Here is a 21,256-nt window from a genome sequence, read left to right on the forward strand (position 1 = left end):
AATGAAGAAACACAAAACAACATCCGTGTGTATGCCTGTCGATACATGAAACAGCTCGGCTGCAACCTCTGGAAGACGCACACGAGCTGCGATCTATTCAAACGACAATCAAAGCCAGGCCTGTCTTGCTGCCGCCGGGCAAGGCGCCGCCGGCGCGAAGCGTTCATCGGCAAGCTCCGTCACGTCCTCAACGCTCCTAAATTCCTATGATTTTTATTTCTCTCCCCGGTCATGCGTCTCGAACGCTTATGCGGTTCGGCGGCATAGTGAGCGTGGGGCCTCGGCTGCGCGTCTATGTCCGCCAGCTTCGCCAGAAGATCGAAGTGAGCCCGACCAGCCGCAATACATTACCACCGAGACCGGCGTCGGATACCGGTTGCGCGAGGCTGATATTTAACCGGCTTGTGCTCAGACGTTGGTTCGCCGCAGCCAGTTGCGCAAGGCGGTAAGTCCTTCCGGGACATGCTGGCGGCCGAAGCCGATGCGCAGGCAGTTTTCCGGAACGGGCGTCAGGTCCGAGCGATAGACGCTCGACGGCAGGAAGAACACGCCCGCTTCCTCGACCACCCGCCTGGTGAATTCCTCGACGCCATCCGCGCCCCTGTAGCGGATGAAGGCGACACAGCCGCCATCGGGCTCGCGCCAGTCGAACAGGTGCGGGAACTCCGCGAAGAAGTCGTTCAGCACACCGAGGTTATTGCGAACGATCGCCCGCGTTCGCGCCAGAATCCGGTCGCGGCTTTTCAGCGCGATCCGCGCCAGGATTTCCGATGGCGCGGAATTGCAAATGGAGAGGAAATGCTTGTAGCGCTCGCAGCGCACCAGGAAGTCGCGATCCCTGGATGCCAGCCAGCCGATGCGCAGCCCCGGCAGGCCATAGGCTTTCGACATGACGTTAAGGGAAATGCCGCGCTCGTAGACGTCGACCGCCTGGGGCAGGCGAAGCGTTTCGTCCTTCTCGATCAGCCGGTAGACCTCGTCGCTGAACAGCCAGATGCCATGTTTGCGGCAGAGGCCGATGAGTGCATCGAATGTCGCGCGTGGAAGAATCTTGCCGGTCGGGTTATTGGGGAAGTTGATCGAGATAAGTTTGGTGTTCGGCCGCAGTGCTCTTTCGACAAGGCCGACGTCGAGTTCCCAATCATTGCTTATGTCGAGCGCCACGCCGGTCACGGCGCAGATGCTGAGCGGGATGGTTTCTGCCGCCTGATAGTTCGGCGTGATGACGATAGCGTGGTCGTCCGCGGTGAGCAGCACCTTCATCGCCACGTAGATCCCTTCCTCGGCGCCGGCAAAGCAAATCAGGTTTTCAGGGCCGACCGTATCATAGGTGACGGCGATTTGCTGGCGGAGTGCGGGTGCGCCAAAGGTTTCGGTATAGCCGAGGCTCAGGTTTTCGAAATCGGCCCGATCCTCGTCGCTTGCCATGGCAAGCAATTCCGGCAGCCGCATGCTTTCCGCGTCGGAGGCGGTCATATTGTATTTTGCGACGAACTCCCACCTGGACATGTAGGTTTCCAGCGCAAAGTCACGCATCGGCTTTATCACCACGGTTCTCCCCGATTGGCGGTTTCCTGTTTCCGGCGGATGACGCCGAGGCGATTGTAGATCGTCGCCCGCGACAGCTTCAGGATCTCGGCGACATAGGGAACGGCCCTGCGGATGGCAAAGACACCGCGGGCGTCCAGCATGCCGATCAGCTCATCCATGTCAGCGCTCGTGAGACCGGCAAGCGCCGCCCTGCGTGTGCCAAGGAAGTCGCCGATCACCGAATTGACCGCCTCGCGCCAGTCCTCCGCCATCAGTGCCGAGGTCTTCGGCATGGGGGCGGCGATGTCGACCATCGATTTCAACTGGTCGAAGGCGCCCGCGAAGGCCTCGATGTCATGGTTGATGCAGAGCAGCCCGATCGGCCTTTGCTCGGCATCGCGCAGCACGGCCGTGATCGCCTTCAACCGGCGGCCATCCCAATTGGATTTGCCATAGGGTCCGATCACATCGCCCTCGAGCGAGGATGTCAGGTCAGCCTCGTTGAGCGAGCTGTCCCCCGCCCTCCGCTTCGAGAAGGCGTTGGCGATATGGAAAATCAGTCCGCTGTCGAGATCGTGCAGAACGGCTTCCACATGTGGCGAGAACAGCGTGGCGATCGCGTCGCAGACCGGGATGAAAGGCGTCAATGGATGAGACATGCAGTCTTATCCACCGAGTTTTACAATTAGTCAATATAGACGAATTGTAAAAACTAGAGCGTTGCGCCCTGGCTCAGTTGCTGGCGAAAGGCCGGATCGCGCTGCGACAGCTTCTTGTGAAGATGCACCATCATCCCGGCCGCAAAGAGAGGCGTCAGCAGATTGAGAAGGGGCACGGCCAGGAAGGCTGCGAGAATGAGGCCTGCCATAAAGACAGTGCCTGCATGCTTGGCGCGAAACAGCCGGGCCTCGGCGGGCGGGCGGTGGCGCATGGCCGCGAATTCGAAGAATTCCCGGCCGAGCAGATAGCCGTTGACCAAGAAGAACGCGATCAGGTTGATGCCGGGGATCAGCAGCAGGAACAGGGCGACGATATTGCCGGCGATGATGACGCCAAGGAAGTTGATGGTTCCCGCAATCGCTTCGCGCAGCGGCAGCGGACGGCCCGCCGGTTCCTGTGCATAGTCACGCTTCTCGACAACCTCCGCCACGTCGTCGAGAAAGAAGCCGGCGATCAGCGCCGTGACCGGCGCCAGAAGCAGCGCCAGAGCCAGCGCGATGCCGAGGCTTGCGAATATGCCGATGACGAAGGCGAGCCACCCTTCCCAAGCGGCTGTGCCGGGGATAAGTCCGTCGAGCCATGGCAGGGCGAGGTAGATGAAGAGTTCGCGCAACGCCAGCCACAATCCGACAAGCGCCAGCAGCGTCAGGCCCAGGACCTTCCAGAAAACCGAACGCGTTTCCGGCGCAAAGAGATTGGCAAAGGAAAGCCGCGCCGCGTCGAATATCATCTATCGTCTCCGTGGTCATACGGCTTCTTCGCCGCCTTGGGCATGTAGGAGGGCTCACACCACCGGGCAAGGTCACGGCGAAAATCATGTGTGAACGAAGCGGAATGCGCTGCCATTCAACTGGTCACACCGATATGATGCTGCATGAAGCAATTGCGGAGATATGACGATGGATGGATTGGACGGAAACATATCGGTCGCGGGCCTTTCCGTCCTGCTGCAGGCGGGTAACCTCGATCCGGTGCAACTGGCAAAGGTGACGCTGGAAAGAATAGCCGGCTATCAGGATCAGGCGATTTTCACCGCTTTGCTGGAAGAGCGGGCGCTGGCGGAGGCGAAGGCTTCGGGAGAACGCATTCGTTCGGGCCGGTCGCGCGGTCTTCTCGATGGCATTCCTGTCGCCTGGAAGGACCTGTTCGACACGAAGGGCGCGGTGACGACGGCCGGTTCCGCCGTGCTGGCCGACAGCCCTCCGGCAGAGGATGATGCCGCTGTCGTCAAGGCGCTCACCGAGGCCGGCATGGTCAGTGTCGGACGCACCAATCTGAGCGAGTTCGCCTTTTCAGGTCTCGGCATCAATCCGCACTACGGCACTCCCCACAATGCCGCCTCCGGCGACGTGCCGCGCATTCCGGGCGGCTCGTCCGCGGGTTCCGGGGTGGCGGTGGCTGCGGGTCTGGTGCCTGTTGCGATCGGTACGGATACCGGTGGTTCCATCCGTATTCCCGCAGCCCTGAACGGCATCGTTGGCTACAAGGCAACGCGCGGCCGCTATTCGATGCAGGGCGTCTATCCTCTGGCTAAGAGCCTCGATTCGCTTGGGCCGCTCTGCCGCACGGTGCAGGACGTCGTATGGGTGGACGCGGCGATGCGCGGCCGTGCGGCGCCCGACATTGGCCGCACCGACGTCAGCGACCTGAAGCTGGTCATTCCCGAAACCGTCGTTTTCGATGATGCCGAACCAGGCGTGGTCACCGCATTCGAAGCGGCGATTTCCCGTCTTGAAAGGGCGGGAGCATGGATCACACGGCGCGCCTTCCCGATCTTTGCCGAGATCTTTGCGCTGATGGCGCGTCATGGCGCCCTGGTGACGGCCGAGGCCTATGCGCTTCACAGGGAGCGCCTGCAGGGCGCCGATGCCGAACGGATGGACCAGCGCGTGGTCGCGCGCACCCGGCTCGGCGAAAGGATCAGCATGACGGACTACGTCGCGATCCTCGACGCCCGCCAAAGGTTGATCGCGGCCCTGGCCGACAATCTCGAAGCCGGCGAACTGATGGCGCATCCGACCCTGCCGCATGTGGCACAGCCGATCGCGCCGCTGCTTGCCGATGACGACCTGTTTTTCAAGGTCAACGGCAAAACGCTGCGCAACACCTCGATCGGCAATTTTCTCGATGGCTGCGGCGTCTCCGTTCCCTGCGGCACGGGCGATGCCGGCATGCCGGTCGGCTTCCTGCTTTCCGGCCAGCGGAACGAGGACGAACAGCTTCTGGCTGCGGCGCTTTCGGCCGAAGCTGTCATCCGCGGTGACGCATGATCGTCTGCTTCGACATCGGCGGTTCGGCCATCAAAGGTGCAGTTGCACATTCGGCGGAACGAATAGTACCGCTCGGCCGCCGCGCGACGCCGCTTGATGATTTCGACGCGTTTGCCTCGACGATTGGCGATGTCATCGGCGAGGCGGGCGACAAGCCCGACCGCATCGCCATATCGATCACCGGCGTCGTCGATCCGGAAACCAAGGCGATCAAATGCGCCAATATTCCCTGCATCGACGGCCGCACGCTTTCTGCCGACCTGTCCGCGTTCCTAGACATGCCCGTGCTCGTCGCCAATGATGCCGATTGTTTCGCGCTGGCGGAGGCCGGTGCGGGTGCCGGCCTCGGCCACCGGATCGTGCTCGGCGTCATCCTCGGCACTGGAGTGGGTGGCGGTCTTGTGGTGGATGGCAGGTTGATCAATGAGGACGGTGGATTTGCCGGCGAATGGGGCCACGGCCCGGCGGTCGCCTCGATGGCCGGCACGCCGCCGATTGCCATTCCCGCCTTCGATTGCGGTTGCGGCCAGCGCGGCTGCGTCGATACGATCGGTGGCGCCCGCGGCATGGAGCGCCTGCACCAGACGCTGCATGACAGGACGCTGACGAGCGAGGAGGTAACGACGCTCTGGCAGCAGGGCGATGCCGACGCTGCCCGGACCATCGATGTGCTGGTCGATCTCGTCAGTTCGCCGCTGGCACTGACGGTCAACATTACCGGCGCGACGATCGTTCCGGTTGGCGGCGGCCTTTCAAACGTGGCTCCGCTCATTGCGGCGATTGACAGGACCGTGCGCTCGCGCATCCTGCGGAAATTCGATCGGCCTCTGGTCGTGCCGGGTGAATGCCGCATCGAGCCGGGTCTGATTGGTGCCGCCATCCTTGGCCTCGGCGGAGAAGCACAATGACGGACATTCTTCTGGAAGTCTGCGTGGAGGATGCGGCAGGCCTCGCGGCAGCTGTCGAAGGTGGCGCCGATCGCATTGAACTGTGCTCGGCGCTGTCGGTCGGTGGCCTGACGCCCTCGCCGGGTTTGATGAGCATCGCAGCCAAACTCGAAATTCCGGTCTATGCGATGATCCGGCCGCGTCCCGGCGATTTCGTCTTCCATGCCGACGATATCAGCGTCATGCGCGCGGAGATCGATGCAGTGCGCGCCGCAGGTCTTGCCGGCGTTGTCCTGGGGGTAAGCGGTCGAGAAGGTGGTTTGGATGTGGCCACATTGCGGCTCTTGGTTGAGCATGCTGTCGGGCTGGGCCTGACGCTGCACCGCGCCTTCGATCTGGTGCCGGACTTTGGCGAGGCGGTGGAAATCGCGGTCGATCTCGGCTTCGAGCGAATCCTCACGTCGGGCGGAGCGAAAAAGGCATCGGAGGGTGTCGACGCCCTGGAATCGATCATTACGGCAGCCGATGGGCGCATATCCATCATGCCGGGGTCGGGCGTGACCTTGGATACGATCGACGCACTGCTGTCACGGCTTGCAGTTGGTGAGGTTCACTCGTCCTGCTCGGTCGATCAGCCGGCTCATGATCCGCGGCTGGTATCGCTCGGTTTTGTCGCGCCGAGCGCCAAGCGGACGGATGCAGGTATCGTGCGCAAGCTCAAGGCGCGGCTGACCGCCACGCCCTGACAACCGCCCGACTTATGCCTTGAAAACGGGTTTGCCGCCGATCCAGGTGGAAACCATGTCCAGCCCCTCCGTCAGCACAACGAAGTCGGCGTCGAGGCCGGGCATCAGCCGGCCCTTGCGCGCGGCAATGCCCACGGCATCAGCGGGATAGGCAGATGCCATGCGGATCGCTTCGTCGAGCGGCAGGTTCAGCTTTTCATGGGCAAAGCGCAGCGACGACAGCATATCGATATCCGCGCCGGCAAGCGTCCCGTCGGCCAGCGTCAGGCGCCCATCCTTGCGAAAGATCTCGCGGCCGTTGAGCAGGAAACTGGTCTGGTCGGAGCCGATTGTCGACATGGCGTCGGTGACGATGAAAATCCGCCCCGGCCCGGTCTTGGCGCGCAGCGCCACGCCCATCGACACCGGATCGACATGAAAACCATCGGCGATGATCCCGGCATGGAGACTGCCGGTGTCGAGGGCGCCGCCGACGACGCCGGGCTCGCGGTGGCCGAGCGGACTCATGGCGTTGAACAGATGGGTGACGGTGCGCGCGCCGGCGGCGGCGTAGTCCACCACGGTCCTATAGCCCGCGTCCGTATGGCCAAGGCTGACAATGATGCCGGCTTCCGCCAGTGCCTTCACCTGGGCCGCCGTTGTATTTTCCGGCGCCACGGTCACCATCATCGCGTCGAAAGCGCCGGCGCAGGCGAGCATGGCATCGAGATCCGCCTGCTCCATCGGACGGATGAGAGCCGGGTCATGGGCGCCCTTGCGGGCAACGGAAAGATGCGGTCCCTCCAGATGAAGCCCGAGGAAACCGGGTACCGCTTCAGCTTTTGCCTGCCGTCCGCCTTCGATCGTGCGTGCGCGGACCCCGAACGTATCGGTGATCAGTGTCGGCAAAAGCGCAGTCGTGCCGAATTGCGCGTGGGCGGCGCAGATGGTGCGGATGGCATCGACGTCCTGGCGATCGTTCAGCATCACGCCGCCGCCGCCATTGACCTGCAGGTCGATGAATCCGGGGACCAGCAGTTGCCCCTGGGCAGCGGTCGTTTCCGTGCCGGCAGGCAGGTCGCTCTCCGGCAAAATACCGGTCACGGTCCCGCCGTCCAGCAGCAGCGACTGACCGTCGTGCCACAGAAGGCCGTCGAAAATCCGGGCCCCGGTGATTGCTTTCTGTGCGCTCATCGTGTCTCCGTTACCTTCTTGAGGGCGACGGGCGCGTCAGGGTTGAGGCCGCGCGATCGCGACCAGGATTCGACGAAACCGTAGAAGGGGAGGATCAGCATCAGCGCGTCGGTGATCGGATGGCCGGTCTCGACGAAGGGCAGCATCTTCGCTGCCTTGGCGTTGGAGGACGTGACGAAGGCAAGCGCGCCCTTCACGCTCAGACCATCGAGAATGTCGGTGACCGAGCCTTCCGCGGCGTCGCGCGCGGCAAGGCCGATGACCGGAAAACGCTTCCCGACCAGTGCCACCGGCCCGTGCAGCACTTCCGCCGCCGAGTAGGCTTCGGCATGCATGCCGGAGGTTTCCTTGAATTTCAGCGCCGCCTCGCTGGCAATCGCAAGGCCAGGCCCGCGGCCGAGCACGAATAGCGACTCCGCGTCGCCCAGTTCATCGGCCAGTAGCTGCCAGTCAAGCTTCACGGCCTTGGCAAATTGTGCCGGTAGATCGGCGACAGCGCGCTGAAGGGCCTGGTCGCCGGTCCATTCGCCGAGGACGGCAAGCCCGGCGACAATCGAGTTGACGTAGGATTTGGTCGCGGCCACGGCGATTTCCGGGCCGGCGAGGATATCGAGCGGATGGGTGCTGGCTTGCGAGATCGGCGAGGGCAGGGTGTTGGTAAGCGCAATCGTCACCGCGCCGGCCCTGGTGGCGGCGTCAGCCATCGCGACGATGTCCGGGCTCTTCCCGGATTGCGAAATCGCTATCGAAGCGGCGCCGGACAGCTGCATCTTCGCGCCGTAGATTGATGCGAGCGAGGGCCCAAGGGAGGCTACGGGGCGGCCGGTCAAAAGCTCGATCGCATATTTCAGGAACAGAGCGGCATGGTCGGAAGAGCCGCGGGCAATGGTGACGAGGAAGGCCGGATCCTTGTCGCGCAACGCCGCGCCGGCCTGTTTGATCGCGCCTCCGGACTGGTCCAGAAGGCGGGCCGCCGCTTCGGGAATCTCGTCGATTTCGCGCCGCATGTTGGTCTGCATGGTCGTGTCTTTCTTCTTTGGCCGTCGTTACGATTCCGGCAGGGTCAGTTCCGCCACGAAGTCGTAGGCGTCGCCCCGGTAGAGCGAGCGGGTGAACTCCACGACGCGGCCGGAGGCGAGATAGGAAATACGCTCGATCGACAGGCTCGCCGATCCAACCGGTACGCCGAGCATTGCCGCGTCCGGATCCTTCAGGCTGCAGGCGGAAATCCGCTGCACCGCGCGCACCGGCCGCGACTTGGTCTTGTCAAGCTCGGCATAGAGCGATGCCCCGATCCGGATTGGGTCGGGGAGGAATTCGGCGGAAATGCTCGCCCGCTCGATGGCGAGCGGCATGTCGTCGGCGATGCGCAGGCGGCCGAGACGCGCGACGAGCGAATCGGCGGCAAGGCCGAGCACCATCATTTCATCGGGCGACGGGTGAAACAGCCCGCGCTCGATCCACTGCGCCGTCGTTGTCAGCCCGCGTCGGGCCATGTCCTCGGTAAAGGAGGTCAGCCGTGAGAGCGACTGCTGCACACGGTTCACCGGCTTGACCACGAATGTACCCGAACCGTGCCGGCGCACCAGCAACCCGTCCTTGACCAGATCGTCGACCGCCTTGCGCACCGTCACCCGGCTGATATTGGCATAGTCGGCCAGGTCGCGTTCCGGCGGCAGTGCGTCACCGTGATTGAGCTTGCCCGATAGGATCGCCTCTTCAAGCGATTGCCGCAGTTTCAGATACAACGGGCCGGAGCCTCCGCCCTGCAGGCCGTCCAGCGGCAGTATTGCCTCGAGATGCTCGGTCATGCCCTTTCCCTCGCATCAGCCGCAAAACGCTTGGCGGCGAGCGCCACCGAGCCGGTGAGCGCGTCGGCTTCCGGCTCCACGAACAGGGGCTGGTGCCGCTTCGCCAGCCAGGGGCGATAAAGCGGTGCCAGTCCGCCGAGCAGGCAGAGCCTGCGGCTGCCGCGCGCCACAACCACGTCGAGCGCCTCGTCGATCGTTTGCGCCGATGCCCGCAGCAGCGTGATCGCCACCGGGTCGTTGTGTTCCGCGAACGCGAAGACCTTTGGCGCAAAACGCCCGAATTCGCCCGGCCGTGCAACACGCGCGAACTCCACCACGTCGCGCGGATCGGAGTTGAATTCCGCCATCACGGCATCGGTCAGGGGCGAGGAAGGGTGGATATGGTCGAAAGCCAGCAGGCTTTCCTGCAGCAGGGCATGGCCCAGACGCGCGCCGCTGCCGAGATCGCCGATCTGGAAACCCCATCCGCCGATATAGCGGACGTCGCTTCCCTGCCGGGCGATATAGATCGAGCCTGTGCCGAGGATGGCGACGGCGCCGTCGCTGTCGCCGAGCGCGCCCTGGAGCGCGATCAGCCCGTCGGATTCGATATCGGCCTTCGCAAACGGCAGTCGCCCCTGCACATAGTGCACGGCGTCGCCGACATTACTGCCGGCAAGCCCGAGGAGTGCAGAGGCTGAGCCGATCTCCGAGGGTGCGATGTTCGCCTCCTCGAACGCGGCCGTGGCTGCGCCGACAATATGGATCAGGGCATTGTCGGGATCGGTCAGAATGTTGGCAGCGCCGCTCTTGCCGCGCCCGAGGATGCGCCCTTTGGCGTCCGCTACGGCCGCGCGGCAGCTCGTGCCCCCGCCGTCGATTCCAAGAATGTAGTGTGGCATGGATACCTCCAAGAAGAAGGATACCAAAAAAATACCATTAACCAAGGGGGATTTGGTCTTTAATTGGAATTATCATTCAAGTCATTGAAACAATGATGTTATTTCACGCGTCGAAAATTTTCTTCACCCGAACGTTAATTTTCCCTAGACAATTGGTATTTTTTTGGCATTAATTTGTGAAGAGGGAGATTGAGCGCATGCCGTTAGTGAAGACCGAAGAGCGTCATGACAAATCGGTGGGATTGGATGTGATGCATCCGGCCCTGGCGCTTCGTGTGCTTGCGTCCGGCCAGCAGGCCGCGGCCAGGGCGGTCGATGCCGCAATCGAGCCGCTTGCCCTTGCTGCGCAGATCGCCGCCGACGTGCTTTCCGGCGGTGGCCGCCTTGCCTATGCCGGCGCCGGCAGTTCGGGTCTGATGGCCATGACCGATGCGCTGGAATTGCCCGGGACCTATGGAATCGCCAGCGACAAGGTCGTTGTCCTGCTGGCCGGCGGTGCCGCGAGCCTGACCGATCTCGCGGGCGGTTACGAAGACGACATGGATCTGGCGCGCAAGGATGTGCGCGATGCCGGCATTGGTCACGGCGATTGCCTGATTGCCGTGTCCGCCAGCGGTTCGACGCCCTATGCACTGGCTGCGGCCGACGAAGCGCGGCAGCGCGGGGCGCGTGTCGTCGCAATGGCGAACAATCCGGGCGCGGCGCTCTTTGAAGGTGCCGACGTCGCCGTCCTGTTGCAGACACCGCCCGAGGTGATTTCCGGATCGACCCGCATGGGGGCGGCCACGGCACAGAAGATCGCCTTCAACATGTTTTCGACCCTTGTCGGCATCCATCTCGGCCATGTCTACGATGGACACATGGTCAATCTGAAAGCCGACAATGCCAAGCTGCGCGGCCGCGCCGTTCGTATCGTCTCCGATATCGCTGGTATCGGCGCGCCGGAAGCGGGCCGCTACCTCACCACGTCATCGGGCTCGGTAAAGATCGCCATCCTTCTTGCTGCTGGGGCAAGGGATGTGGCGGCGGCAGAGGCCGCGCTTACTGAGGCCGGTCAAAACTTGCGCCGCGCTTTGTCAATCGTCGCGGCACATTGATTTCAAGGGTTCCAAAACCGCGCCATGCCGGCGCATATAAAAGGGAGAACGTAATGACCCGCACGACTTTGAAAGGCTTGCTGCTGGCATCCAGCATCCTCGGCTCCGCCGGGCTGGCGAATGCAGAAGACGTCACGCTGACGATCGAAAGCTGGCGCAATGACGACCTGACCATCTGGCAGGAAAAGCTGATCCCGGCTTTTGAAGCAAAAAATCCGGGCATCAAGGTGAAGTTCGCGCCGACCGCGCCGACTGAATACAACGCGGCCCTGAACGCCAAGCTCGACGCCGGTTCGGCGGGCGACCTCATTACCTGCCGTCCGTTCGACCCCTCGCTCGCAGTGTTTGAGAAGGGCCACCTAGCGAGCCTGAACGATCTCCCGGGCATGGAGAACTTCACACCGGTTGCCAAGTCCGCCTGGACGACCGACGACGGCAAGACCACCTTCTGCGTGCCGATGGCCTCGGTCATCCACGGCTTCATCTACAACAAGGACGCCTTCGACACGCTCGGTATCGCCGTCCCGACGACGGAAGCCGAATTCTTTGCCGCCCTCGACAAGATCAAGGCCGACGGCACCTATATCCCGCTGGCCATGGGCACGAAGGATCTCTGGGAAGCCGCAACCATGGGCTATCAGAATATCGGCCCGACCTATTGGAAGGGTGAAGAAGGCCGCGCTGCCCTGATCAAGGGCGAGCAGAAGCTCACCGACGCGCCCTGGGTTGAGCCGTTCAAGGTTCTTGCCAAGTGGAAGGACTATCTCGGCGACGGCTTCGAGGCCCAGACCTATCCGGACAGCCAGAATCTCTTCACGCTCGGTCGCGCCGCCATCTATCCGGCCGGTTCGTGGGAAATCGGCCTGTTCAACACGCAGGCGCAGTTCAAGATGGGCGCCTTCCCGCCGCCGGTCAAGTCTGCGGGCGACACTTGCTACATTTCCGACCACAACGACATCGGTGTCGGCCTCAATGCCAAGAGTGCGCATCCGGAAGAGGCCAAGAAGTTCCTCAGCTGGGTTGCCTCGCCGGAATTCGCCGATATCTACGCCAATTCGCTGCCGGGCTTCTTCAGCCTGAATTCGACGCCGGTGAAGATGAACGATCCGCTCGCCCAGGAATTCGTTTCCTGGCGTGAAAAGTGCAAGCCGACAATCCGCTCGACCTACCAGATCCTGTCGCGCGGCACGCCGAATCTTGAAAACGAGACCTGGGTTGCATCGGCAAACGTCATCAACGGCACCGAGACGCCGGAAGCTGCCGCCGAGAAACTGCAGAAGGGTCTCGACAGCTGGTACAAGCCGGCGAAGTAAGGAACTCACCCTCCCGTTGAGGGGGGTCGGCACGCAGTGCCGGGGTGGGGCGACCTCTTGCATCGAGCAATGGATCATCCCCACCCGCGCGCTCCGCGCGACCTCCCCCCTCAAGGGGGAGGTATGCAGGCGCCGGCGCATTGAGCGCAAAATCGTGTAATCTGAAACCACATCCCACCGGCGGCTTTCCGCTGGTTCAGGCATGCGCGGCGGGGACCGGCGGCGCAGCGCCTTGCCGCATACCGCGGCTGTCGAGGAAAAACGGGTCGGAGCGGCAGAGCCATGAGCAGCGCCACAATGTCTGAGGACAGCATCCAAACACTGGCACGGCCGAAGCGCTGGCATATCCTGGTTTTCCTGCTGCCGGCCTTCATCATCTATTCGACCGTGATGATCCTGCCGCTGGTGGAAACGCTGCGCTTGTCGCTGTTCAACACCGTCGACGGCCAGTCGACCTTCGTCGGCTTGGCCAATTTCCAGATGCTGTTCGGCGAGGAGCGCTGGGCGGCGGATTTCTGGCGGGCACTGAAGAACAATTTCATCTTCTTTGCCATCCACATGCTGGTCCAGAACCCGGTTGGCATCGCGCTTGCCGCCATGCTGTCGATCCCGAAGCTCAGGCTCGCAACCTTCTATCGCACCGCGATCTTCCTGCCGACGCTGTTGTCCTTCGTCATCGTCGGCTTCATCTGGAAGCTGATCCTGTCGCCGATCTGGGGCATCACGCCGTTCTTCATGGATCTGGTCGGGCTGAAATCCTTTTTCGCGCCCTGGCTCGGCAAACCCGGCTCGGCGTTGATAGCGGTATCGCTGATCTCCGTCTGGCAGAATATCGGCATCCCGATGATGCTGATCTATGCGGCGCTGCTCAACATCCCGGACGAGGTGATCGAGGCGGCAGAATGCGACGGCGTCACCGGCTGGAGCCAGTTCTGGAAGATCAAGCTCCCGCTGGTGCTGCCGGCGATCGGCATGGTGTCGATCCTCACCTTCGTCGGCAACTTCAATGCCTTCGACCTGATATACACCGTGCAGGGGGCGCTTGCCGGGCCGGACGGATCGACCGACATTCTCGGCACGTTGCTCTACCGCACCTTCTTCGGCTTCCAACTGCAGCTCGGCGACCGCTCGATGGGCGCCACCATCGCCACGGTGATGTTCCTGATCATCCTTGCCGGCGTGTCGCTCTACCTCTTCGGCATCCAGCGGCGCGTCCGCCGCTACCAGTTCTAAGGGAGAAGACCAATGTCAAAAGCCCGCGTCTCGCCCCTGCGTTCAGGCTTCGTGCATCTGGCGCTCGCCGGTTATACGGCAATCGCTTTGTTTCCGGTACTGCTGACCATCCTGAACTCGTTCAAGGACAGGAACGCCATCTTCCGCACGCCGCTCACACCACCGACGGCAAGCAACTTCAGCCTGATCGGTTATGAGACGGTGCTGAGCCAGGGTGATTTCGTCGGCTATTTCCAGAACAGCCTGATCGTCACCGTCGTCTCGATCTTCTTCGTGCTGCTGTTCGGCGCGATGGCTGCCTTTGCGCTGTCGGAATATCGCTTTAAGGGCAATACGATGATGGGGCTTTATCTGGCCATCGGCATCATGATCCCGATCCGCCTCGGCACGGTCGCTATCCTGCAGGGCATGGTCGCCGCCGGTCTGGTGAACACGCTGACGGCGCTGATCCTGGTCTATACGGCGCAAGGTCTGCCGCTCGCCATCTTCATCCTGTCGGAGTTCATGCGCACGGTTTCGGACGATCTCAAGAATGCCGGGCGCATCGACGGCCTGTCGGAATATGCGATCTTCTTCCGCCTGGTGCTGCCACTCGTCAAGCCCGCCATGGCAACGGTCGCGGTCTTCACGATGATCCCGATCTGGAACGATCTCTGGTTCCCGCTGATCCTCGCTCCCGGCGAAGCCACCAAGACGGTCACGCTCGGCTCGCAAGTCTTCATCGGCCAGTTCGTCACCAACTGGAACGCGGTTCTCGCCGCCCTGTCGCTGGCGATCTTCCCGGTTCTCGTCCTCTACGTCATCTTCTCGCGGCAGCTGATCCGCGGCATCACCGCAGGAGCAGTGAAGTGAGCGCCCCCATCCACGTCCTCGTCGCCGGCCTCGGCAATATGGGCCGCAGCCATGCACTCGCCTATCACAACAATCCCGGCTTTGAGATCGTTGGCCTGGTCAACCGCTCGAAGGTCGATCTGGTGCCTGAACTCCAGGGTTACACGATCCATCCGAGCTTCGAAGCGGCACTGAAAGAGCTGAAGCCCGATCTCTGCTCGATTTGCACCTATTCCGACAGTCACGCGGACTATGCGGTGATGGCGTTCGAAGCCGGCTGCGACGTCTTTGTTGAAAAGCCGCTGGCAACGACTGTTGCCGACGCCGAGCGGGTGGTGGCAGCGGCGAAGGCAGCCGGCAGGAAACTCATCGTCGGCTATATTCTGCGCCATCACCCCTCCTGGGTGCGGCTGATTGCCGAGGCCCGTAAGCTGGGCGGTCCCTATGTCTTCCGCATGAACCTCAACCAGCAATCGAGCGGGCCGACCTGGGCGACCCACAAGGCCCTGATGGACACGACCCCGCCGATCGTCGATTGCGGCGTCCACTACATCGACGTCATGTGCCAGATCACCGATGCGAGGGCCGTCGAGGTGCGCGGCATGGGCCTGCGGCTCTCCAATGAGATCGCGGCTGACATGTACAATTACGGCCACCTGCAGGTGATCTACGAGGATGGCTCGGTCGGCTGGTACGAGGCGGGATGGGGGCCCATGATCTCGGAGACCGCCTTCTTCGTGAAGGACGTGATGTCCCCGAACGGTTCGGTCTCGATTGTCATGGACCCGAACGCCAAGTCCGACGACATCGACACTCATACCAAGACAGCGGTCATTCGCCTCCACAAGGCCGAGACCGGGCCGGACGGAAAATTTCTTCACAAGGACGAAGACCTGACGATGGACGGAGAACCCGGGCACCAGGAACTCTGCGATCTGGAGCAGGCCTATGTGCTGAAGGCCATCACCGAAAACATCAATCTGGAACGACACATGGACGATGCCGTCCAGTCGCTGCGCATCTGCCTTGCGGCCGATGAAAGCGTGCGCACCGGCCGTCCGGTCAAGCTGTAACGAAGCATGTTCGTTCCGGTGCCGGGCAGCGGAACGAAACCATATGCGACAAGGAAGAGGCACCTCACGTGGGATCTTTGAATCTGAAATCCATCCGCAAGGCGTTCGGCACCCATGAGGTGCTGAAGGGCATCGATCTTGAGGTGAAGGACGGCGAGTTCGTCATTTTTGTCGGTCCCTCCGGCTGCGGCAAGTCCACGCTGCTGCGGGTGATCGCCGGTCTCGAGGATGCGACCTCCGGCAGCGTCCAGATCGACGGAAAGGAAGTCATCACCACGCCACCCGCCAAACGCGGCATCGCCATGGTGTTCCAGTCCTACGCGCTTTATCCGCACCTGACGGTAAAGGACAACATGGGCCTTGGCCTGAAACAGATGGGCGCCCCGAGGGCCGAGATCGACGCCAAGGTCGGCAAGGCCTCCACGATGCTGTCGCTGGACCCCTATCTCGCCCGCCGTCCGGCCGAATTGTCCGGTGGCCAGCGCCAGCGCGTCGCCATCGGCCGCGCCATCGTGCGCGAACCGAAGCTCTTCCTGTTCGACGAGCCGCTGTCGAACCTCGATGCGGCGCTGCGCGTCAACACGCGCCTCGAGATCGCCAGGCTTCACCGCAGCCTTAAGGCGACGATGATCTATGTGACGCACGACCAGGTCGAAGCCATGACGCTCGCCGACAAGATCGTCGTGCTCAATGCGGGCCAGATCGAGCAGATCGGGTCGCCGATGGAGCTCTACAACAAGCCGGCAAACGTCTTCGTTGCCGGTTTCATCGGATCGCCGCAGATGAACTTCATCGAGGCGGGCAGGCTCGGCGACAGCCAGGCAAAGACCATCGGCATAAGGCCTGAACATATCACCCTGTCGCGCAATGGCGGCGACTGGAAAGGCAAGGTCATCCATGTCGAACACCTTGGCGCCGATACCATCCTCTATCTGGAGACCGAGGATACCGGCCTCCTGACGGTGCGGCTCTTTGGCGAGCACCGCTACGATGTCGATGACGTCGTCTACGCAACGCCGGACAAGGCGCTGATGCATCGGTTTGGCGCCGACGATCGCGTTCAACGCTGATCTCCAGAGAGCGATTTTGATCGAGCGGTGACCCAGTCCATCGCTCGATCACGTTTATCTGTGCGTCGCATCATCGGCTTGCGCTCGTTCTGATTCTAACATACACACTTGTTTGTATAGTTGATATGGCCTCGGCACGTGTCCGGTGAGCCGTGTCTCATTGATATTTTTTAAACTTCCGGCCGCTGCCGCTTCCCTCTTGCGGGGAAGCTGGTCGCGCCGGACTTTTGCTTGGAACCGACGATGCGGATGAATCGATTGATCTCGACAGCGGCCGTGGCAGCACTTGCTTTGCTTGCCGGATGCCAGAAACAGGACGAGGAGGCTGCTCCGGCGTTTCCCCCCTCCCAGGTGGCGGTCGTGACAACGAAGACCGAAGAACTGCCGATCACCAACGAGCTTCCGGGCCGAATCGCCGCAACCCGGATCGCCGAGGTCCGTCCGCGCGTCAGCGGCATTATCGTCGATCGCGTGTTCCAGCAGGGCTCGATGGTCAGGGAAGGCGAGGTACTTTACAAGATCGACCCGGCCCCCTTCCAGGTCCAGGTCGACAGCGCCGAGGCGACCCTGGCACGCGCCAGGGCCGTGCAACTTCAGGCCAGGCAGGCCGCTGACCGGCAGACCCAGCTGCGCAAATCCGGCGCGGCGGCGCTGCAGCAGTACGACGATGCGATCGCGCAACTGGCGCAGGCAGATGCTGACGTCGCAGTTGCCGAAGCCGGTCTCGCGACCGCCAGGCTCAATCTCCAATATGCAAGCGTCACCGCGCCGATCAGCGGACGCATCGGCCGCGCCTTGATCACCGAAGGCGCGCTGGTCAGCGCCAACGGCACCGAAAACCTGGCAACGATCCAGCAGCTGGATCCCGTCTATGCCGACTTCACACAGCCGGCGACCGATCTGATCCGCCTGCGCAAGGCCCTGCAGGACGGCCAGCTGATTACGGCGAAAAATGAAGCGGCGGTAAAGCTGATCCTCGACGACGGCACGCTCTACGAGCAGGAGGGCAAGCTGCTCTTCTCGGAGGCCGCCGTCGATGAAACGACCGGGCAGGTGACGCTGCGTGGCGAATTCCCCAATCCGCACAACGATCTGCTGCCCGGCATGTACGTTCGCGTACAGATCCAGCAGGGTGTCGAAAAGAACGCGATCGCCATCCCGCAACAGGCTGTCCAGCGCAGCAATAGCGGCCAGTCGCAGGTCTATATCGTCAACGGCGAGAACAAGGTGGAATTCCGCAGCATCGCGCTCGGGCGCACCGTCGGCAATCGCTGGATGGTGACGGAAGGCCTGAAGGCTGGTGAAAAGGTGATTGTCGAGGGCTTCCAGAAGATCGGCCCCGGAGCGGTGGTCGTTCCGGCCGAATGGGACCCGAACGGCAAGCCTGCCGGTGAGGCGGGAGCGGCTCAGTCCGCCCAGGCGGACGGCGCAAAGCCCGCCACCGAGCAGAAGTGAGGGCGGGACCATGCCAAGCTTCTTCATAGACAGGCCCATTTTTGCCTGGGTGGTTGCGATCTTCATCATGGTGGCCGGCGCCATCGCCATCCCGCAGCTTCCCATCTCGCAATATCCGGATGTGGCGCCGCCGCAGATCTCGATCACCGCAACCTATCCCGGCGCCTCGTCGCAGGACACGTATCAAAGCGTTACGCGTCTCATCGAGGATGAGTTGAACGGCGTCGACGGGCTTCTTTATTTCGAGTCCACCTCCAGCGATCAAGGATCGAGCGAAATCAACGTTACCTTCGAGCCAGGCACGGATCCGGCACAGGCTGCGGTCGATGTGCAGAACCGTGTCCGCCGCGTCGAAGCGCGGCTGCCAGACAGCGTCAAGCAGCAGGGCGTGCAGGTGGATGAAGCTGGTTCCGGCTTCCTTCTGATCATTGCTCTGACCTCCACCGACGGCTCGATGGATGCCATCGGGCTTGGCGATTACCTGAACCGCAACGTTCTGAGCGAAGTGCAGCGCGTGCCCGGCGTCGGCCGCGCCCAGCTGTTTGCCACCCAGCGCTCGATGCGTGTCTGGCTCGATCCCGACAGGATGCTCGGCCTCAACCTGACGGCGGCAGACGTGACGACGGCGATCGGCGCACAGAACGCGCAGGTCGCGGCCGGTTCGATCGGCGCGCAGCCGAACCCGATCACCCAGCAGATCGCAGCGCCCGTGATCATCAAGGGCCAGTTGTCGTCGCCGGAGGAGTTCGGCGCCATCGTTCTTCGCGCCAATCCGGATGGATCGGCCGTGCGCCTGCGCGACGTGGCGCGGATCGAGGTCGGCGGGGAAAGCTATTCCTTCACCACCCGTCTGAACGGCAAGCCTTCTGCTGCCATTGGCGTACAGCTCTCGCCGACCGGCAATGCCATGGCAACGTCGGCGGCGATCAAGGCGCGCATGGACGAGCTTTCGGGCTATTTCCCGCAGGGGCTGGAATACTCGATCCCCTACGACACTTCGCCCTTCGTCAAGGTGTCGATCGAGAAGGTGCTGCACACCCTGCTTGAAGCAGTCGGCCTCGTCTTTCTGGTGATGTTCCTGTTCCTGCAAAACATCCGCTATACGATCATACCGACGATCGTCGTTCCCGTGGCCCTGCTCGGCACCTGTGCCGTCATGTATTTCATGGGCTTCTCGATCAACGTGCTCACCATGTTCGGAATGGTGCTGGCGATCGGTATTCTCGTCGATGATGCGATCATCGTCGTTGAAAATGTCGAGCGCATCATGTCGGAAGAGGGGTTGTCGCCGCGCGAAGCGACCCGCAAGGCGATGAAGCAGATCACCGGCGCCGTCATCGGCATCACGCTGGTTCTGGCTTCGGTGTTCATCCCGATGGCCTTCTTCCCCGGCGCTGTCGGTGTGATCTATCGTCAGTTCTCGCTGACAATGGTGGTGTCGATCCTGTTTTCGGCGCTGCTTGCCCTGTCGCTGACACCGGCGCTTTGCGCCAGCTTCCTGAAGCAGGTGCCGAAGGGGCATCACCATGCGAAGACTGGGTTCTTTGGCTGGTTCAACAGGCTGTTCGAGCGCACGTCCCATCGCTACAGCAGTTCCGTGTCATGGCTCACCCGCCGAACCGGTCGCTTCATGATCATCTATCTGGCGGTGCTGGCCGGGCTCGGCTACCTGTTCCTCAAATTGCCGTCCTCCTTCCTGCCGGATGAGGACCAGGGCTATGTCATCGTCATGATGCAGCTGCCGTCCGAAGCGACCGGACATCGCACCGACGAGGTAATCAAGCAAGCCGAGGATATCTTCAGCAAGGAACAGGGCGTCGATCGCATCGTCGCGATCAACGGCTTCTCGTTCTTCGGCGCAGGCCAGAATGCGGCGCTTGCCTTCGTGACACTCAAGGACTGGGCGGAGCGCGGTCCGGAAAACGCGGCCCAGGCGATCGCCGGCCGCGCCAGCATGGCGATGAGCCAGATCAAGGATGCGATCAGCTTTGCGCTGTCGCCGCCGCCGATCCAGGGGCTCGGCACGACGGGTGGCTTCTCCTTCCGCCTGCAGGATCGTGGCGGTCTCGGAGAGGCGGCCCTTGCACAGGCGCGCGATCAGTTGCTTGGTCTTGCGGCGCAGAGCCCGGTCGTCGCCGGAGTGCGTTTCGAGGGCATGCCGGACGCAGCGCAGGCAAACGTGATCATCGACCGCGAAAAGGCCAACACCTTCGGCGTGACCTTCGCCGATATCAACGCGACGATCTCCACCAATCTCGGCTCGACCTATGTCAACGACTTCCCGAATGCCGGCCGCATGCAGCGCGTGACGGTGCAGGCGGACGAGAACAAGCGCATGCAGACGGCCGATCTGCTCAATCTCAATGTTCGCAACTCGAATGGCGGCATGGTGCCGATCTCCTCCTTCGCAACCGTCGAATGGGTGAAGGCGCCGACGCAGACCGTGGGCTATAACGGCTATCCGGCCGTGCGCATCAGCGGCGATACGAAGCCCGGCTATTCGTCGGGTGACGCCATTGCCGAGATGCAGAACCTCGTCAAGCAGCTCCCGGCCGGTTTCGGCTATGAATGGACCGGCCAGTCGCTGCAGGAGATCCAGTCCGGTTCTCAGGCGCCGATCCTGATCGCGCTGTCCTGCCTCCTGGTGTTTCTCTGCCTGGCCGCGCTCTACGAAAGCTGGTCGATCCCCGTCTCGGTGATCATGGTGGTGCCGCTTGGCGTCATCGGCGCGGTTCTGGCCGTCACCCTGCGCGACATGTCGAACGACGTCTACTTCAAGGTGGGCCTGATCGCGATCATCGGCCTTTCGGCGAAGAATGCGATCCTGATCATCGAGTTCGCCAAGGAGCAGATACAGGCCGGCAGATCGCTGCTGGAAGCAACGATCGAGGCATCGCACCTGCGCTTCCGGCCGATCCTGATGACCTCGCTTGCCTTCACGCTTGGCGTTCTGCCGCTGGCGATCGCCACCGGGGCTAGCTCGGGCAGCCAGCGCGCCATCGGCACCGGCGTCATGGGCGGCATGATTTCGGCGACGGTTCTGGCCATCTTCTTCGTCCCGATCTTCTTCGTCTTCGTGATGAAGATCTTCGGGCGGACGAAGGCAAAGCCGGCAACGCAGAAAGCCGAGACAGTGGCAGCACCGGGCGAATGATGATGATAAGGG

Annotated in this window: 18 protein-coding genes and 1 pseudogene; 12 read left to right on the top strand and 7 right to left on the bottom strand. The window is 62.4% G+C overall.

Going from position 1 to position 21,256, the window contains the following annotated elements; all coding sequences use genetic code 11:
- Window positions 1-284: 284 nt before the first annotated feature.
- Window positions 285-397 (top strand): annotated as a pseudogene (locus JNB71_RS24400) (winged helix-turn-helix domain-containing protein); the annotation flags it as partial.
- Window positions 398-408: 11 nt separating this feature from the next.
- Here the strand turns inward: JNB71_RS24400 and JNB71_RS07305 are convergent.
- The 3 genes from JNB71_RS07305 to JNB71_RS07315 are packed head-to-tail and all read right to left on the bottom strand — an operon-like array spanning window position 409 to window position 2,980.
- Window positions 409-1,545 (bottom strand): aminotransferase class I/II-fold pyridoxal phosphate-dependent enzyme, encoded by a 1,137-nt coding sequence (locus JNB71_RS07305; protein ID WP_431028795.1) that lies wholly within the window; start codon window positions 1,543-1,545, stop codon window positions 409-411.
- Entirely contained in the window at window positions 1,545-2,189 is a 645-nt protein-coding gene (locus JNB71_RS07310; protein ID WP_220371197.1) for a helix-turn-helix transcriptional regulator, read from the bottom strand. The genes JNB71_RS07305 and JNB71_RS07310 overlap by 1 nt, the downstream gene beginning before the upstream one ends.
- A 53-nt stretch (window positions 2,190-2,242) precedes the next feature.
- Window positions 2,243-2,980 (bottom strand): sulfate transporter family protein, encoded by a 738-nt coding sequence (locus JNB71_RS07315; RefSeq protein ID WP_220371198.1) that lies wholly within the window; start codon window positions 2,978-2,980, stop codon window positions 2,243-2,245.
- Between the two features lie 169 nt (window positions 2,981-3,149).
- Here JNB71_RS07315 and JNB71_RS07320 point away from each other — a divergent pair, with 169 nt between their 5' ends.
- The 3 genes from JNB71_RS07320 to JNB71_RS07330 are packed head-to-tail and all read left to right on the top strand — an operon-like array spanning window position 3,150 to window position 6,153.
- Window positions 3,150-4,520, top strand: a complete 1,371-nt coding sequence (locus tag JNB71_RS07320; protein WP_220371199.1) for an amidase — start codon at window positions 3,150-3,152, stop codon at window positions 4,518-4,520.
- Entirely contained in the window at window positions 4,517-5,428 is a 912-nt protein-coding gene (locus JNB71_RS07325) for an ROK family protein (RefSeq protein ID WP_220371200.1), read from the top strand. The genes JNB71_RS07320 and JNB71_RS07325 overlap by 4 nt, the downstream gene beginning before the upstream one ends.
- Window positions 5,425-6,153, top strand: coding sequence for a copper homeostasis protein CutC (locus JNB71_RS07330; RefSeq protein WP_220371201.1), 729 nt, complete (start codon window positions 5,425-5,427; stop codon window positions 6,151-6,153). Before JNB71_RS07325 ends, JNB71_RS07330 begins: the two co-directional genes overlap by 4 nt.
- A gap of 12 nt (window positions 6,154-6,165) precedes the next feature.
- Here JNB71_RS07330 and nagA read toward each other — a convergent pair whose 3' ends face one another.
- The 4 genes from nagA to JNB71_RS07350 are packed head-to-tail and all read right to left on the bottom strand — an operon-like array spanning window position 6,166 to window position 10,018.
- Window positions 6,166-7,326, bottom strand: a complete 1,161-nt coding sequence (nagA, locus tag JNB71_RS07335; RefSeq protein WP_220371202.1) for an N-acetylglucosamine-6-phosphate deacetylase — start codon at window positions 7,324-7,326, stop codon at window positions 6,166-6,168.
- Window positions 7,323-8,345, bottom strand: coding sequence for an SIS domain-containing protein (locus JNB71_RS07340; protein WP_220371203.1), 1,023 nt, complete (start codon window positions 8,343-8,345; stop codon window positions 7,323-7,325). Before JNB71_RS07340 ends, nagA begins: the two co-directional genes overlap by 4 nt.
- Window positions 8,346-8,372: 27 nt before the next feature.
- A complete protein-coding gene (locus JNB71_RS07345) occupies window positions 8,373-9,137 on the bottom strand; it encodes a GntR family transcriptional regulator (RefSeq protein WP_220371204.1) in 765 nt (254 codons plus the stop codon).
- Window positions 9,134-10,018 (bottom strand): N-acetylglucosamine kinase, encoded by an 885-nt coding sequence (locus JNB71_RS07350; protein WP_220371205.1) that lies wholly within the window; start codon window positions 10,016-10,018, stop codon window positions 9,134-9,136. The genes JNB71_RS07345 and JNB71_RS07350 overlap by 4 nt, the downstream gene beginning before the upstream one ends.
- Window positions 10,019-10,215: 197 nt before the next feature.
- Here JNB71_RS07350 and JNB71_RS07355 point away from each other — a divergent pair, with 197 nt between their 5' ends.
- From JNB71_RS07355 to JNB71_RS07390, 8 genes are all read left to right on the top strand, one after another.
- Window positions 10,216-11,115: an N-acetylmuramic acid 6-phosphate etherase gene (locus JNB71_RS07355; protein WP_220371206.1), complete on the top strand. Its 900-nt coding sequence runs from the start codon at window positions 10,216-10,218 to the stop codon at window positions 11,113-11,115.
- Window positions 11,116-11,168: 53 nt separating this feature from the next.
- Window positions 11,169-12,428, top strand: coding sequence for an ABC transporter substrate-binding protein (locus tag JNB71_RS07360; protein WP_220371207.1), 1,260 nt, complete (start codon window positions 11,169-11,171; stop codon window positions 12,426-12,428).
- Between the two features lie 282 nt (window positions 12,429-12,710).
- Window positions 12,711-13,661 carry a carbohydrate ABC transporter permease gene (locus JNB71_RS07365; protein WP_220371208.1) on the top strand — a complete coding sequence of 317 codons (951 nt, stop codon included), beginning with the start codon at window positions 12,711-12,713 and terminating at the stop codon, window positions 13,659-13,661.
- Window positions 13,662-13,673: 12 nt separating this feature from the next.
- Entirely contained in the window at window positions 13,674-14,513 is an 840-nt protein-coding gene (locus JNB71_RS07370) for a carbohydrate ABC transporter permease (protein WP_220371209.1), read from the top strand.
- Entirely contained in the window at window positions 14,510-15,565 is a 1,056-nt protein-coding gene (locus JNB71_RS07375) for a Gfo/Idh/MocA family protein (RefSeq protein ID WP_220371210.1), read from the top strand. The genes JNB71_RS07370 and JNB71_RS07375 overlap by 4 nt, the downstream gene beginning before the upstream one ends.
- Window positions 15,566-15,633: 68 nt before the next feature.
- On the top strand, window positions 15,634-16,635 hold the full coding sequence (locus tag JNB71_RS07380) for an ABC transporter ATP-binding protein (RefSeq protein ID WP_220371211.1): 1,002 nt from the start codon (window positions 15,634-15,636) through the stop codon (window positions 16,633-16,635).
- A gap of 231 nt (window positions 16,636-16,866) precedes the next feature.
- Entirely contained in the window at window positions 16,867-18,090 is a 1,224-nt protein-coding gene (locus JNB71_RS07385; protein WP_431028363.1) for an efflux RND transporter periplasmic adaptor subunit, read from the top strand.
- 10 nt (window positions 18,091-18,100) lie between these two features.
- Window positions 18,101-21,244 carry an efflux RND transporter permease subunit gene (locus tag JNB71_RS07390; protein WP_220371213.1) on the top strand — a complete coding sequence of 1,048 codons (3,144 nt, stop codon included), beginning with the start codon at window positions 18,101-18,103 and terminating at the stop codon, window positions 21,242-21,244.
- The last annotated feature ends 12 nt before the right edge of the window (window positions 21,245-21,256 follow it).

The organism is Rhizobium herbae (genome assembly GCF_019511375.1).
Taxonomy (GTDB): Bacteria; Pseudomonadota; Alphaproteobacteria; order Rhizobiales; family Rhizobiaceae; genus Pararhizobium; species Pararhizobium herbae_A.